The sequence below is a fragment of the Sphingomonas natans genome (assembly GCF_030546695.1).
Taxonomy (GTDB): Bacteria; Pseudomonadota; Alphaproteobacteria; order Sphingomonadales; family Sphingomonadaceae; genus Sphingomonas_I; species Sphingomonas_I natans.
Genome location: NZ_JAUOTP010000013.1, coordinates 25,996 through 40,117 on the forward strand (window position 1 = coordinate 25,996; position 14,122 = coordinate 40,117).

At 67.2% G+C, this 14,122-nt stretch carries 16 protein-coding genes; 6 read left to right on the forward strand and 10 right to left on the reverse strand.

What is annotated here, in order from left to right; all coding sequences use genetic code 11:
- Positions 1-110: 110 nt before the first annotated feature.
- From Q4F19_RS21225 to Q4F19_RS21255, 7 genes are all read right to left on the reverse strand, one after another.
- The gene (locus tag Q4F19_RS21225; RefSeq protein WP_303546845.1) at positions 111-974 is read right to left on the reverse strand and encodes a PEPxxWA-CTERM sorting domain-containing protein; all 864 of its coding nucleotides are present in this window, start codon (positions 972-974) and stop codon (positions 111-113) included.
- Between the two features lie 289 nt (positions 975-1,263).
- The gene (locus tag Q4F19_RS21230) at positions 1,264-1,944 is read right to left on the reverse strand and encodes an ATP12 family chaperone protein (RefSeq protein ID WP_303546847.1); all 681 of its coding nucleotides are present in this window, start codon (positions 1,942-1,944) and stop codon (positions 1,264-1,266) included.
- Complete coding sequence (locus Q4F19_RS21235; RefSeq protein ID WP_303546848.1) at positions 1,941-2,600, reverse strand: HAD-IA family hydrolase; 660 nt, start codon at positions 2,598-2,600, stop codon at positions 1,941-1,943. The genes Q4F19_RS21230 and Q4F19_RS21235 overlap by 4 nt, the downstream gene beginning before the upstream one ends.
- Positions 2,597-3,196, reverse strand: coding sequence for an FMN-binding negative transcriptional regulator (locus Q4F19_RS21240; RefSeq protein ID WP_303546850.1), 600 nt, complete (start codon positions 3,194-3,196; stop codon positions 2,597-2,599). Before Q4F19_RS21240 ends, Q4F19_RS21235 begins: the two co-directional genes overlap by 4 nt.
- Positions 3,196-4,326, reverse strand: coding sequence for an RluA family pseudouridine synthase (locus Q4F19_RS21245; protein ID WP_303546852.1), 1,131 nt, complete (start codon positions 4,324-4,326; stop codon positions 3,196-3,198). The genes Q4F19_RS21240 and Q4F19_RS21245 overlap by 1 nt, the downstream gene beginning before the upstream one ends.
- On the reverse strand, positions 4,323-4,703 hold the full coding sequence (crcB, locus tag Q4F19_RS21250; protein ID WP_303546854.1) for a fluoride efflux transporter CrcB: 381 nt from the start codon (positions 4,701-4,703) through the stop codon (positions 4,323-4,325). The genes Q4F19_RS21245 and crcB overlap by 4 nt, the downstream gene beginning before the upstream one ends.
- 60 nt (positions 4,704-4,763) lie before the next feature.
- On the reverse strand, positions 4,764-5,159 hold the full coding sequence (locus tag Q4F19_RS21255; RefSeq protein WP_303546856.1) for an MAPEG family protein: 396 nt from the start codon (positions 5,157-5,159) through the stop codon (positions 4,764-4,766).
- Positions 5,160-5,316: 157 nt separating this feature from the next.
- Between Q4F19_RS21255 and Q4F19_RS21260 the strand changes: the two genes are divergently transcribed.
- The 6 genes from Q4F19_RS21260 (at position 5,317) to Q4F19_RS21285 (ending at position 10,814) form a co-directional block, all read left to right on the forward strand.
- On the forward strand, positions 5,317-6,492 hold the full coding sequence (locus Q4F19_RS21260) for an MBL fold metallo-hydrolase (protein WP_303546858.1): 1,176 nt from the start codon (positions 5,317-5,319) through the stop codon (positions 6,490-6,492).
- Positions 6,493-6,573: 81 nt separating this feature from the next.
- A complete protein-coding gene (locus tag Q4F19_RS21265; RefSeq protein WP_303546860.1) occupies positions 6,574-6,882 on the forward strand; it encodes an FtsB family cell division protein in 309 nt (102 codons plus the stop codon).
- A 219-nt stretch (positions 6,883-7,101) separates the two neighbouring features.
- The gene (gene pdhA, locus Q4F19_RS21270; protein ID WP_431312444.1) at positions 7,102-8,109 is read left to right on the forward strand and encodes a pyruvate dehydrogenase (acetyl-transferring) E1 component subunit alpha; all 1,008 of its coding nucleotides are present in this window, start codon (positions 7,102-7,104) and stop codon (positions 8,107-8,109) included.
- Between the two features lie 12 nt (positions 8,110-8,121).
- Positions 8,122-9,537, forward strand: a complete 1,416-nt coding sequence (locus Q4F19_RS21275; protein WP_303546864.1) for a pyruvate dehydrogenase complex E1 component subunit beta — start codon at positions 8,122-8,124, stop codon at positions 9,535-9,537.
- 70 nt (positions 9,538-9,607) lie between these two features.
- Positions 9,608-10,312: a squalene/phytoene synthase family protein gene (locus Q4F19_RS21280; protein WP_303546865.1), complete on the forward strand. Its 705-nt coding sequence runs from the start codon at positions 9,608-9,610 to the stop codon at positions 10,310-10,312.
- Positions 10,313-10,343: 31 nt separating this feature from the next.
- On the forward strand, positions 10,344-10,814 hold the full coding sequence (locus tag Q4F19_RS21285) for an EF-hand domain-containing protein (protein WP_303546867.1): 471 nt from the start codon (positions 10,344-10,346) through the stop codon (positions 10,812-10,814).
- Between the two features lie 100 nt (positions 10,815-10,914).
- Here Q4F19_RS21285 and rsmA read toward each other — a convergent pair whose 3' ends face one another.
- From rsmA to Q4F19_RS21300, 3 genes are read right to left on the reverse strand one after another with little or no spacing between them, the layout of a single operon-like run.
- Positions 10,915-11,754 (reverse strand): 16S rRNA (adenine(1518)-N(6)/adenine(1519)-N(6))-dimethyltransferase RsmA, encoded by an 840-nt coding sequence (gene rsmA / locus Q4F19_RS21290; protein ID WP_303546869.1) that lies wholly within the window; start codon positions 11,752-11,754, stop codon positions 10,915-10,917.
- Positions 11,751-12,782, reverse strand: coding sequence for a 4-hydroxythreonine-4-phosphate dehydrogenase PdxA (pdxA, locus tag Q4F19_RS21295; protein WP_303546871.1), 1,032 nt, complete (start codon positions 12,780-12,782; stop codon positions 11,751-11,753). The genes rsmA and pdxA overlap by 4 nt, the downstream gene beginning before the upstream one ends.
- On the reverse strand, positions 12,760-14,082 hold the full coding sequence (locus tag Q4F19_RS21300; RefSeq protein WP_431312445.1) for a peptidylprolyl isomerase: 1,323 nt from the start codon (positions 14,080-14,082) through the stop codon (positions 12,760-12,762). Before Q4F19_RS21300 ends, pdxA begins: the two co-directional genes overlap by 23 nt.
- Between the last annotated feature and the right edge of the window lie 40 nt (positions 14,083-14,122).

Below are 14,122 nucleotides of genomic sequence, written 5' to 3' on the forward strand. Positions count from 1 at the left end.
CGATAGGACGTCGTTTCAGGCTACAGGCTGCCTTGGCATCAACGATATCGAAAAAGGGGCCCGGCGGCGAGTGCCACCGAGCCCCTTCGCTGCAGGTCGCCTGGTTGCGGTCAGGCGAGTGCGCGAACCGCGCGGCGCTGATGACGGAGCGCGCCGCCGACCATGCCGAAGCCGAGGATCATCATCGACCAGGTTGCCGGCTCGGGCACCGCCTGGGTGACGCTGACCTGGCTCTGCCCGACGATCACGTCGCCGTTCAAGAGCGCGCCGCCGACGAGGAAGTCCGTATAGGTCACGCGCAACGCGTTGGTCGTGAACGATCGCGTATTGAGCCCCGCGCTCGTCAGGTCGGTGGCGATCTGCTCGTTGAGCGTGATCTTGAGGCCGAGTATGTCGATCAGCGTACGGTTGGCCGCGGTCGAGGCGTAGATGCCCGCATTGATCGGCAGCGACAGGATCAGGCTGTTCAGGGCAAGATCTGCGACGCTGCTGACACCGGTGAAGTTGCTCCCGTCGAACGTCGTGGTCGAGGTCACCGCGGACGAGCCCAGCGACAGCGCGTTGAGCGATCCCAGCACGCCGAGATTGATCGCAAGGCCCAGCCCGAGATTGTTGATCGTGGCGCTGGCGCTGCCCGTGGGGCTGACGGGGAAGGCCGATTGCGCCGAGGTCGTCATCACGCCCGTCGTCAGCCCCTGGCTCAGCGGGCCGCCGACGACGCCTCCCAGCGCGAGCGACTGATTGACCGAAGCGACGCTGTTGCTGGCGCTATAAGCGGGCGCGGCGGTCCCGCTCGACGTACCGATCGTGACGCCGACGGGAATGGTCGCGATCCCGAGCGAAACCTTGAGGTCGGTCGCGTTGCTCGAAATGCTGGTGACCGCGAGGGCCGACCCGGTCGTGGCTACGGCGAACGATGCCGTGATGGCGGCGCGGGCCCCGCCCTTCGCAATCAAACCGATAATGTTACGCATAAAAAACCCTACTCTACGCGGACTATGGTTACTGACGAAGGTTCACGGAATGTCGTGCCATTTTTCTCGGAAATCCGAATATAAATGCACTAATACCCTGTTCCGAAAGCAGTATTACTGCCCCGAAGTCCTAACTAGCAAGGTGTATGTTTGGTTAACGGTCGTAAGTTTACGATCGTTTTCAGAAGTTAGACTGAAGTCTAAATCTTGTTTGCGCGCCGTAAGGCAAATAGCAGCAGTAATCTGCTCAGCTCGCGATCTGACAACGAAAAGAGAACGCGATTAGACTTCAGTCTAATAGCTGCAGAAATCTTGCCGCTGCCGTGAAATCGCGCCGCCGCGCATCGCGCGTCTGCGTCGCGAGCGCATCTTCGCCCCAGCGGCGCGCCTGCCAGATTTCGTCGAGATGGGTCGCTTCGAAGGCCGGTTCGCCGTCGATCGCGCCTTCGGCGATGGCGAGCGCGGTGACGAGCGAGCCGCTGATCGTGATCAGCGGCGCCATCGCGGCGAGCGCGAAGGGGGAGCGCACCGTTAGCGCTTCGCGCAGGCGGGCGACGGTCGCCGGCGGCTGCGGGCAGTGGACGATGCCGGCGACGATCTCGAAATGGACGTCGTAGCGCGCGCGCGCCCAGTCGAGCAGCGGATCCCAGGCGGCCTTTTCTTCGATGAGGAGCTCGGGCGGCGTGAGCGCACGATAGCAAAGCAGGTCCGTCTCGGCATAACCCGCAAGCGTCGCCACGAAGGCGGGGGGATCGGGCGCGACGCGATCGATCGCGGCATTGGCAAGCCCGGTCATCGGCATCGATCGCGGATCGAGCACGTCGCCCTGCGCGCGCCACTCAGCGGCGATCGCTGTCGCAAGCGCGGGGTAGGGGACGGAAAGGGCCGCGCGGTCCGGCGTCTTGACGATGCGGCCGTCGAGCCGGATCGCTCCGTCCTCGATCGTCACGTCCGTGTAGAAGCGCTTCACGGCAGGGCTTCGAGCAGATCGACCAGTTCGGACGCGTGGCTGGCCACCGCATCGGCGCCCGCCTCGCGCAGCATGTCCGCCGAATGATAGCCCCAGGCAACGCCGATCGCGGCGACGCCCGCGGCCTTCGCCATTTCCATGTCGTAGCTCGTATCGCCGATCATCGCGGTGCCGGCGGGCTCGGCGCCGGCATCGGCCATCGCCTGCCGGATCATCGACGGATGCGGCTTGGACGGGTGGCGATCTGCGGTCTGCAGCGTGATGAAGCGCGGGTGGAGGCCGTGCTTCTCCAGCACATGGCCGAGCCCCCGATCGGACTTGCCGGTCGCGACGCCGAGCAGCCAACCGCGCGCCTCCAGCCCGTCGATCGCCGCGAGGATCCCGTCATAGAGCGGCTCGTCGGCCCGGCCCTGCGTCCGCAGTTCCGCGAAGCTGGCCTTGTAGGTCGCGCCCAATGCCTCATGATCGTCGGTCGATCCGGCCGGGTGCAGCACCGCCATCGCCTGGGTCACCGAAAGGCCGATGATCCCGCGCGAGGCCGCGCGCGTCGGCGGCGCGATCCGGTGTGCCGCGAAGCTCTGCTCGATCGCGGTGCAGATCACGCCCTGCGAATCGACGAGCGTGCCGTCGCAATCGAAAATGGCGAGGCGGTTCATCGGGCGGTCTCCATTGAGGCGGCAATGTCGGTGCGGTCGAGTTCGCGCAACGCGGCGATCGCGCCGGCAGCCTCGACAGCGCTCTTGTTCTGGCCGAGCTTCACGGTGCCGCGGATCGCGGGCGCATCGATCGCAAATCCGACGATCGCCTTCGTCATCGCCGCGAAGCGGGCAGGGTTCATCTTGTCGCGCGTCCATGGCGGCTTGGGCGCGAGCAGCGCCTCCTGCGCGGCGCTCAGGCGATCGAGCTGGTCGATCAGTCCGGCATCGTCGAGGCGGCGGACGACGCCTTCGATCTCGACGAGCCGGTAATTCCACGTCGGCACCTGATCTTCGCTGCCGTACCAGTCGGGGCTGATATAGCTGTGCTCGCCGACGATGGTGGCAAGCGCCGGCCGACCGTCGAGGTGGCCGACCAGCGGATTGGCCCGTGCCAGGTGGAAGACCGGCGCTCCGTCGCCGGCGAAGGCGAGGGGCGCCTGCGCGGTGACGACCCGCCCATCCACCGCAACCGCGATCAGGGCGAAGGCGACGCGCTCCACGAAATCCCGCATCGCTGGTTCGTCATCCCAGACGAAGGCCCTGTTGGGATGCATCAGTCGCGCGCGGTCCGGTTGCGCCTCTCGCCCTTGCGATCCTTGCGGCGCGCTTTGGCGGCGGCGCTGACGGCGCGCTTCTTGCCTTCGGCGGTCTCGCTGAACTTCGGCTCGTCGATCGGCAGCGCATCGCCCAGCTCCATGTCGAAGCCGAGATGGCCGAGGCTTTCGGCGAAATGACGCGGCGGCTCGGCGGTCACGTCCAGCTTGCTGCCGTCGGGATGGTCGATGCGGATGCGGCGCGCGTGCAGGTGCAGCTTGCGGCTGACGCCCCCGGTCAGGAACGCGTCCTGCCCGCCATATTTGCCGTCGCCGACGATCGGATGGCCGATCGCCGCCATATGGACGCGCAGCTGATGCGTGCGGCCGGTGAAGGGCTGGAGCTCGACCCAAGCGGTCGCGTTGCCCGCGCGCTCGACGACGCGATAGCGGGTGCGCGCGGGGCTGCCCTCCTTCTCGTCGACATACATCTTCTCGCCGCCGGTGCCGGGCTGCTTGCCGATCGGCAGCTCGATCATGCCGTCCTCGATCGAGGGCACGCCGACGATCAGCGCCCAATAAAGCTTCTTCGCCGTGCGGCTGGAAAAGGCCTTGGCGAAATGCGCCGCCGCATTGGACGAGCGCGCGAGCAGCAGCGCGCCGCTCGTATCCTTGTCGAGCCGGTGGACGAGCTTGGGGCGGTTCTCCTGCTCGAACTGCAGTCCGTCGAGCAGCCCGTCGACATGGCGATCGGTCTTGGTGCCGCCCTGCGTGGCGAGGCCGGGCGGCTTGTCGATGACGATCGCCGAGCGATCGCGATAGATGACGAGGCTCTGGATGAACGCCTCGTCCTCGGCCGAGAGCGGCGGGCGCTGCTTCTTGGGCTTGGCCGTCGAGGTGGCGACGGGCAGCGCCTCCAGCGGCGGCACGCGCAGCACCTGGCCGGCTTCGATCCGGTCGCCCGGCGCGATCCGCTTGCCGTCGACGCGCAGCTGCCCGGTCCGCGACCAGCGCGAGACGATGTTGAAGCTCGCGTCCGGCATGTGCCGTTTGAACCAGCGATCGAGGCGGATGCCGTGATCGTCTTCCGCGATCGTGAAATTGCGGGCGTCGTCCGCGGTCGCGGTGGGATCACTCTTTGCGTCGCTCATGCCATCGCCTTTGTCAGCAGCAGGCCTACGAACAGCATCAGTACCGACCCTGCGACCGAGGATACCGCATAAGCGGCCGCTTGCACATGCTGGCCGCGGATCAGCATGTTCGCCGTCTCCAGGCTGAAGGCGGAGAAGGTCGTGAAGCCGCCGAGCACGCCGACGCCGAGGAACAGGCGCAGAGGCTCGCCCTGCAGCGCCGGGCCCTTGGCGAGCGTGCCCGCGAGCACGCCCATCAGCAGACCGCCGAGGAGGTTGACCATCCACGTCCCCCACGGAAAGTTCGGCCCGAGGTTGCGGAGCGCGACGTTGCCGATGTGGAAGCGGAAGCCGGCGCCGATGGCGCCGCCGATCATGACGAGAAACAGAGGGGGCATGAGGCGCGCTCTAGAGCGTCCCCGCAGCTTGGCAATGCGTGATCGGCGGGGAAGGGGGCGTCAGCCGAACATCAGCGCCCACAGGATCAGCACGAGACCGACCGAGGCGACCATCCAGACGATCGATCGGACGATCGGGATGCCCGCCGCATAGAGCGGCACATAGAGGACGCGGCCGCCGAAATAGAGCGCCGCGCCGATCGCCGTCAGCTCGCCCAGCTTGTTGGCGAAGGCCGCGGCCAGCACTGCGCCGATGAAGATCGGCAGCGTCTCGAACAGATTGGCCTGCGCGCGCACGAGCCGGCCCGCCAGCGGATTGAGCGGCGGCATCTCCGCGTCGCGCGCGCCGGTATTCCACTTGGTGCCATATTGCATCGTGCGGACCTGCCCCGCGAGCATGATCTGGATGAGCGCGAGAATGAGCGTGGCGCCCAGCAGGGTAATTTCGATACGCATAGTCAACTCCGCAAGCCGCCATCGCCCGCGCGATCGAACGCGCGGACGCTAATGTTGTGTCGCCGCAACGATATCGCCGCTGTGTTACGCTTGCAATACGGTTGGTCGCAAATGTCCGGCGCTGGACAAATGCCACTTTCCCGCCGATGCGCCGACCATGACGGGTTCCGCGACACTGCGAACAACGCTGCGCCTGCTCGGCGCCGGCTTGCTGTGGCTGGTGATCGTGCTGCTGCTCGCGCCGGTCGTGATCCCGCCCTTCCTCGACCGCATCTATTATCGCGGCCCGAAGAGCGCGCATTACGACGGCGCCCATTTCTTCAATCCCGATGGCGAATATGGCACGGGCGGCACTCAGCGGCGTCCGCCCGCCGCCACCTTCGTGCGCTTCCTGCTCGGGCAGGACCGGAGCGCATGGCCCGAACATATCGACGTGGCGCCGGGCTATCCCGCGGCCCAAGGCACGCCCTGTCCGGCGGCGAAAGCCCGCATCGTCGAAAGCTGGGCGCGCTGCGTTCCCAAGGTCGATCCGCGCCGCATGTTCGTCACCTGGATCGGCCATGCGACGGTGCTGATCCAGGCGGGCGGGATCAACATCCTCACCGATCCGATCTACGCCACGCATTCGGGCCCGTTCGGCGTGACCGGCCCGTCGCGCGTCCGCGATCCGGGCATCCGGTTCGAGGATCTTCCCAGGATCGATCTCGTCCTCGTCAGCCACGATCATTGGGATCATATGGATCTGGCGACGCTTCGGCGGCTCTGGGAGCGCGATCGCCCGCTTATCGTCACCAGCCTCGGCAACGACACTGTGATCGCCGGCAGCGGGGCGAAGGCGGTCGCCAAGGACTGGGGCGAGCGCATTACCGTCCGGCCGGGCATCGACGTGATTATCGAGCGCGTCCATCACTGGGGCTCGCGCTGGATGAGCGATCGCAACCGCGCGCTCTGGTCGGGCTTCACCGTCACGCTACCGGGCGGCAATCTGTTCTTCGCCGGCGATACGGGCTGGGGCGACGGCAGCTGGCCGGCCGAGGCGGCGCGCGACGGGCCCTACCGCCTCGCTCTGCTGCCGATCGGCGCGTGGCAGCCGCGCGCGCTCATGTCCGGCAACCATATCGGACCGGCCGAGGCGGTGGCGGCGTTCCAGACGCTGGGCGCCGCCCATGCGCTCGCGATCCACTGGGGCACCTTCCGCCTGTCCAACGAGGGAATCGACGAGCCGCCGGCGCTGCTGGCGAAGACGCTGGCCGACAAGGGCATAAAGCGGGATCGCTTTCGCGCGCTGGAGGTCGGGCGCAACTGGGAGGTGCCGGCGCTGCCGGGCCGCTGAGTCGGCATGCTCACCGTGCTTCTGATTCGATCCGCACCATTTCGCTTGAACCCTTGACTCGATTGTGATTCTGTCCGGCTGATGTCGCGCCGCTCGGCCCTTACCCTGATGAAGTCGGCTGCCCTCCCGGCGGTGGCGCTGTTCGTCATCGCGCATTTTGCGGGCTTCGCCGTATTCGGCGAGAATGGCCTGCTGCAGCTGGCCGGATACCGCCAGCAGAAGGTCGATCATCTTTCGACGCTCGACCGGCTGAAGGCCGAGAAGGCGATGCTCGAGCATCATGCGAGCCTGCTCGACCCGCGCCACGTCGATCCCGATTATGCGGACGAGCTGGTTCGGCGCCAGACCGGGCAGGTCCGGCCCGACGAAGTGATCATCACCCACCCATAAGCCGACATCGGCCCGAAACGCCCCGGCAACATCCCGTCTTTGCAGCAATCCGTTCGCAGCAGGTCATTGCCGTCCGGCGGTGGCAGCGCCTATACGGGCCCGTCCCATTGTCCCCCCCGACAGGAGCCATGATCCTTGGCGAAGGCAGCATCAGCAGGAATTCCACGCGCACAGGCCGCGGCGCCCCCCGCCGTGTCGAAAGTTTCGACTCCGGCCGGAATCGGCAATCGCGAACGCCCCGATGAGCCGAAGGCTTACGCTGCCTCGAAAGAGGAGATGCTTGAATTCTATCGGCAAATGCTTCTCATCCGGCGCTTCGAGGAGAAAGCCGGCCAGCTGTACGGCCTCGGCCTGATCGGCGGCTTCTGCCATCTCTATATCGGCCAGGAGGCCGTCGCCGTCGGGCTCCAGTCCGCGCTGACCGTCGGTCGTGACTCGGTGGTAACCGGTTACCGGGATCATGGGCACATGCTGGCCTACGGCATCGATCCGAACGTCATCATGGCCGAGCTGACCGGCCGCGCCGCCGGCATCTCGAAGGGCAAGGGCGGCTCGATGCACATGTTCTCGGTAGAGCATGGCTTTTACGGCGGCCACGGCATCGTCGGCGCGCAGGTCTCGATCGGCGCCGGCCTCGGCTTCAAGCACAAATATGCCGAGGATGGCGGCCTCGCGCTCGTCTATTTCGGCGACGGCGCGGCCAATCAGGGCCAGGTCTATGAGAGCTTCAACATGGCGGAGCTCTGGAAGCTGCCGGTGATCTTCGTGATCGAGAACAACCAATATGCGATGGGCACGAGCGTCAATCGCGCCTCGGCCGAGGACCAGCTCTATCGCCGCGGCGAGAGCTTCCGCATCCCCGGCATCCAGGTCGATGGCATGGACGTCCTCGCGGTGCGCGGCGCGGCCGAGGAAGCCAAGGCCTGGGTCCAGGCCGGCAAGGGTCCGATCCTGCTCGAGCTCAAGACCTATCGCTATCGCGGCCATTCGATGTCGGATCCGGCCAAGTATCGCTCGCGCGAGGAGGTCCAGTCGGTCCGCGACAAGAGCGATCCGATCGATCATCTCGCCAAGCTGCTGGAAGGCGAGGGCGTCTCGGCCGACGAGCTGAAGGCGCTCGACAAGGACATCCGCAAGATCGTCGCCGATTCTGCGGCCTTCGCCGAAGAGAGCCCCGAGCCGGATCTGTCCGAGCTTTACACCAACGTCCTCGTCGACACTTACTGAGTTACGAGCCCCATGCCGATCGAACTGAAGATGCCGGCCCTGTCTCCCACGATGGAGGAGGGCACGCTTTCCAAATGGCTCGTCAAGGAAGGCGATACGGTCAAATCCGGCGACATCCTCGCCGAGATCGAGACCGACAAGGCGACGATGGAATTCGAAGCCGTCGACGAAGGCACCGTCACCAAGATCCTCATCGCCGAGGGTAGCGACGGCGTGAAGGTCGGGACGGTGATCGCGATGATCGCCGGTGAGGATGAGGACGCCTCCGCCCCGAGCGAGCCGGCCAAGCCCGCCGCCGAAGCACCGAAGGCCGAGGCGAAAGCCGATGCCGCCGTTCCCGCGCCCGAGGGCGGCGAGGTGTCGAACCAGATGCCGACCGCCGCGCGTGCGCTCGTCGCGGCCGTCGCCGATACCCGCGACGATCTCGAGGTCCCGGCCGGCACCGAGCTCGTCAAGATGACGGTACGCGAGGCGCTGAAGGAAGCGATGGCCGAGGAGATGCGCTCCGACGATCGCATCTTCGTGATGGGCGAGGAAGTCGCCGAATATCAGGGCGCCTACAAGGTCACCCAGGGGCTGCTCGCCGAATTCGGCCCGAAGCGCGTCATCGACACGCCGATCACCGAATATGGCTTTGCCGGCATCGGCACGGGCGCGGCGATGGCGGGCCTGCGCCCGATCGTCGAGTTCATGACGTTCAATTTCGCGATGCAGGCGATCGATCACATCATCAATTCGGCTGCCAAGACCAATTACATGTCGGGTGGCCAGATGCGCTGCCCGATCGTGTTCCGCGGACCCAACGGTGCCGCCGCGCGCGTCGGCGCGCAGCATTCGCAGAATTATGCGCCCTGGTACGCCTCCGTCCCCGGTTTGATCGTGATCGCGCCTTATTCGGCGGCCGATGCGAAGGGCTTGCTGAAGGCGGCGATCCGCTCTAACGATCCGGTCGTCTTCCTCGAGAACGAACTGCTTTACGGCCAGTCGTTCGATGTGCCGAAGCTCGACGATTATGTCCTGCCGATCGGCAAGGCGCGCATCGTCAAGGAAGGCAAGGACGTGACGCTCGTCAGCTACACGATCGGCGTCGGCGTCGCGCTGGAAGCGGCGAAGAAGCTGGCCGAGGACGGCATCGATGCGGAGGTCATCGATCTGCGCACGATCCGTCCGCTAGACAGGCAGACCGTGCTCAAGAGCCTCGCCAAGACCAATCGCATGGTCGTCGTCGAGGAAGGCTGGCCGACCTGCTCGGTCGCGTCCGAGATCATGGCGCTCGCGATGGAGGAGGGCTTCGACGATCTCGACGCCCCCGTCCTGCGCGTCACCAATATCGACGTGCCCTTGCCTTATGCCGCGAACCTCGAGACCGAAGCCCTGCTCAAGGTCGGCGACGTGATCGAGGCGGCGAAGAAGGTCTGCTACAAGTAAGAACCTGGTCCTCCCCGGAACGGGGAGGGGGACCACCGCCGAAGGTGGTGGTGGAGGGGGTGCCCCGCTCGTGGTGACCCCCCTCCACCAGCCTTCGGCTGGTCGCCATCCCCGTGCCGGGGCGGAACTGACGCTCGCCGATCCCGAGCGCGCGCTCATCGTCACATATGCCCCCGCGCATCTTCGCCCCGGCCTGAGCGCCCTGTTCGCGCTCGACGAGCGCCTCGGCATGATCGTGGCGAGGACCACCGAACCGACGATCGGGCTAATCCGCCTCGCCTGGTGGCGCGAGGCGCTGCAGCGGCTGGATCACGCAGCCCCCCCGGCCGAACCTTTGCTCGCATCGCTCGCCACGAATGTCCTCCCGCGCGGGCCCTCGGGCGAGGCGCTGGCGGCAATAGAGGATGGCTGGGCCGCGCTGCTCGACGCCGAGGATGTCGTCGTCCGTCACGGGCACGAACGCGGCGGCAATCTCTTCCTCGCGGCCGGCCATCTGCTCGGCACCGATGACGATCGGATCGAGCCGGCGGGCGAGGCATGGGCGCTCGCCGATCTCGCGCACCGCCATTCCGATGCGGCGATCCGCACCGAGGCGCGGCGCCGGGCCGCCGAGATCGCTGGGCAGATCCGGCCCGGCTCTTGGCCGCGCGCGGCCCGTCCGCTCGGCGCGCTCGCGGCGCTGGCAAGGTGGGATGCGGCGAGTGACGGCCTGCGTCGGCAGGGATCGCCGGCGCGGCTCGCGCGGATGCTGGTGCGACGGCTGACGGGACGATAAACTCTGCCCGATCCGGGGGGAGACAGGGACGATGTGGCGCTATCTGGTCGGTGCGGTGGCGGCGCTGTTGCTGGCGGGCGGCGGGCTTCTGATCTGGCGGGGCGGGGCGGATGCGCGGTCCGGCCTGCCCGATGTGCCGCTCGCCGCGCGCAGTGCCGCGGGACGTGACGAGGCTGTCCCGGAGCCACCCGCCGCCAGCGAGAAGACGCGCGAGGAGCGGCGCTTCAGCCGCTACGACAAGGACAAGGACGGCCAAGTGGCCCGCGAGGAGTATCTCGCGTCACGCCGCAAGGCCTTCGCGAGGCTGGACGCGAATGGCGACGGCAGACTCGACTTCGACGAATGGGCGATCAAGACGACGACCAAATTCGTCGCCGCTGATGCCGATCATGATGCGAAGCTGACCCCGGTCGAGTTCGCCGTGACGAAGGTCGCGCGGAAGACGGCGCCGAGGATCGCCTGCCCGCCCGCGACCGCGGCGAAGGACGACGAGGAGACGTAAACGCGGTCCTTCGACCCGTTCGGCCTGAGCTTGTCGAAGGCCCGTCCTTCTTGAGCCGAAAGGGAAAGGCCGTGCTTCGACAGGCTCAGTACTATCGTTTTCAGCCGTCGGGAGCGTCCAGGATCCGCGCCAAGGCCACGAAATCCTCGACCGACAGCGTCTCGGCGCGCCGCGTCGTCTCGATCCCCAGCGCCTCCAGCGCCTCGATCGCACCGCTCACGCTCTTGAGGCTCTGCCGCAGCATCTTGCGGCGCTGCCCGAAGGCCGCGGCCGTGATCCGCTCCAGCGTCGCCAGCCGGACGCCTTCGGGCGCGTCGGCGGGCACGATATGCACGACCGCCGACGTGACCTTCGGCGGCGGCACGAACGCGGCGCGATTGACGGTGAAGGCGATGCGCGGCGTCGAGCGCCACTGGGCGAGCACCGCCAGCCGCCCGTAATGATCGCTGTCCGGCTTCGCGACGATGCGCTCGGCCACCTCCTTCTGGAACATCAAGGTCAGCGATGCCCACCACGGGGTCCAAGCGGTGTCGCTCAGCCAGCGGATCAGCAAAGCCGTGCCGACATTATAGGGCAGGTTGGCAACGATATGCGCGCCGCGCCCGACCAGCGGCGCCTCGTCCAGATCGAGCGCGTCACCTTCGATCACGGTCAGTTGGCCATCGACGACCTGCGCCAGCTCGATCAGCGGCACGAGGCAGCGCCGGTCGCGCTCGACCGCGACGACATGCGCGCCCGCGCCGAGCAAGGCGCGCGTCAGCCCGCCGGGTCCCGGCCCGACCTCATAGACCGAGGCACCGTCGAGATCGCCCGGCACGCGCGCGATCCGATCGAGCAGCTGCGCGTCGAGCAGGAAGTTCTGGCCGAGCGCCTTTTCGGCCGAAAGGCCGTGCGCCGCGATCACCTCGCGGAGCGGCGGCAGCGGCGGCAGCCGGCTCACGCGTTGGCTAGGCGGTTCGCCGCGCAGCTGCCGGCAAGCGCGATCGCCGCGATCATCGCACCCGGATCCGCTTTGTCCTGCCCGGCAATGTCGAAGGCGGTGCCGTGATCGGGCGAGGTGCGGACGATCGGCAGGCCCAACGTCAGGTTCACGCCCTCGTCGAAATGGAGCGTCTTGATCGGGATCAGCGCCTGATCGTGATACAGGCACAGCGCCGCATCGTAATGGACGCGTGCGCGGGCATGGAACATCGTGTCGGCAGGCAGGGGCCCGATCACGTCGACGCCGTCGGCGCGCAGCCGCTCGATCGCGGGCTCGATCAGGTCGATCTCCTCGCGGCCGAGCGCGCCGCCTTCGCCGGCATGCGGATTGAAGCCGGCGATAACGAGGCGCGGCTTCTCGATCCCGAAATCGCGGATCAGGCCGCGCTCGACGGTGCGCGCGCAGGCGATGATCAGATCGACCGAAAGGAAGTCCGGCACCTCGCGCAGCGCCATGTGGATCGTGACGGGGACGGTCCGCAGCGTCGGCCCGGCGAGCATCATCGCGACGTTGCCGGGCGAGATGCCGCAGCGTTCGGCGATGAATTCCGTCTGGCCGGGATGCGTGAAGCCGATCCCGTAGAGCTGCGCCTTGGCGACCGGGCCCGTGACGACGCCGCCGGCCGCGCCGGACCGCGCGAGCCCCACCGCCATCTCCAGCGAATCGAGCGAGCAGCGGGCGCCGGCCGGATTGGGCACGCCGGGCTCGATCTCGCCTGCATCCTCGACCTGCAGCAGCGGCAAGGCGCGATCGAAGCAGGCGATCGCCTCGGCCGGATCGGAGATGCGCTCGATCGGCCCGCGCCAGACGATCTCGATCGAGCGCGTATCGCCGATCGCGAAGAAGATCGGGAGATTATGTTCGCGGCGCAGCGCCCAGGCCTTGCCGACGATCTCGGGGCCGATCCCGGCGGGATCGCCGACGGCGACCGCGAGCGGCGCAGGCGCGCCCCCGGGCATGGCCTCAGCGATAATCGATGACGGCATCGCGCCGGAGATCACGCAGATAGCGGCGTGCACGCAGATTGACGCGCGCCTCTTCCATCTGGCTCTGGACCTGCTCGAAGGTCGGCAGATTGGCGTCCTGCGGCTCGTCGCGACCGCAGACGACGAGCGCGCGGATGATGCCGTCGGCGCTGGAGCCGAATGGCGGGGTCGCCTCACCGACGCGCAGGTTGAGCATCACGTCCTGCAATTGCGGCGGGAGTTCGCGCACGCGCAGCGAATCATTGTCGATCACTTCGGCGCCGATCTTCGTGGCGATGCCGGCGACGTCGCCGCAACCCTTCAGCGTCTTCAGCTGATCGGCGAAGGCGGTGATCTTCGGCTGCGCCTGTTCCTTGGACGCGCCGGGATCGACATGGATCGAGATCTGCTTGAGCGCGAGCACCGTATCGCGCGGATCGGTCGTCAGCACCTGGCGCTTGTCGATAAGCGCGATGATCGAGACGCCGCCCGGCACCGCGATCGGATCGCTGACCGCGCTCGTCGGCATCTGCTGGACGGCTGCGGCCAGCGCATCGGGCAGCTGCTCGGCGCGCACCCAGCCGAGATCGCCGCCGACCGCCTTGGTCGAGGCTTCCGAATATTCGTGCGCATAGGCCACGAACGACGCGCCCTTGCGGATCTGGTCGACGATGCGGTTGGCGTTGGCCATCACCGGCGCTTCGTTGCCGAGGGGCGCGGCGAGATAGATCTCGCCGACGTGGAATTCCTGCGCGCCCTTCGAAGCCTTCAGCCGATCGATGACCTGGCGGACCTCGTCGTCGCTGACGCTGACGAACGGCTCCACCTGCCGGCCGAGCAGGCGGCGCCAGGCAACCTCGCCCTCGATCTGCCGCTTCATCGAGGCTTCGGACGAGCCTTTTTCTTTCAGGAAGTCGGCGAACTCGGTCGGGTTCTTCTTGAACTGGGTGCCGACGCGGACATAGGTTTGCTGGATCTCGGCGCGCTCGACCGTGATCTTGTTGGCGGCGGCTTCCTGGATCTGCAGCGTCTCGTCGATCAGGTTGCTCAGCACCTGAAGGCGCAACCGGGCGCGCTCCTCGGGCGAGATCGCCTGCGGGCTGGCGGCGAGCACCAAGCCCAGCCGCTGATCGACATCGGTATCGGTGATGATCGCGCCGTTGACGATCGCGGTCGCCTTGCGGACGGTCGGATCGTTGTGGCCGAGCAGGGCGACGTTGGCGGGCAGGTTCAGCGGATCGTTATCCGGCGCTTCGGCCTGTTCCTGCGCGGAGACCGCGCTCATCGCCAACGGGATCGCGCCTGCCATCAGCATGGCCATCACCGTGGCGGCCACGCGCCTTCCTGCACCTGTCACTCTT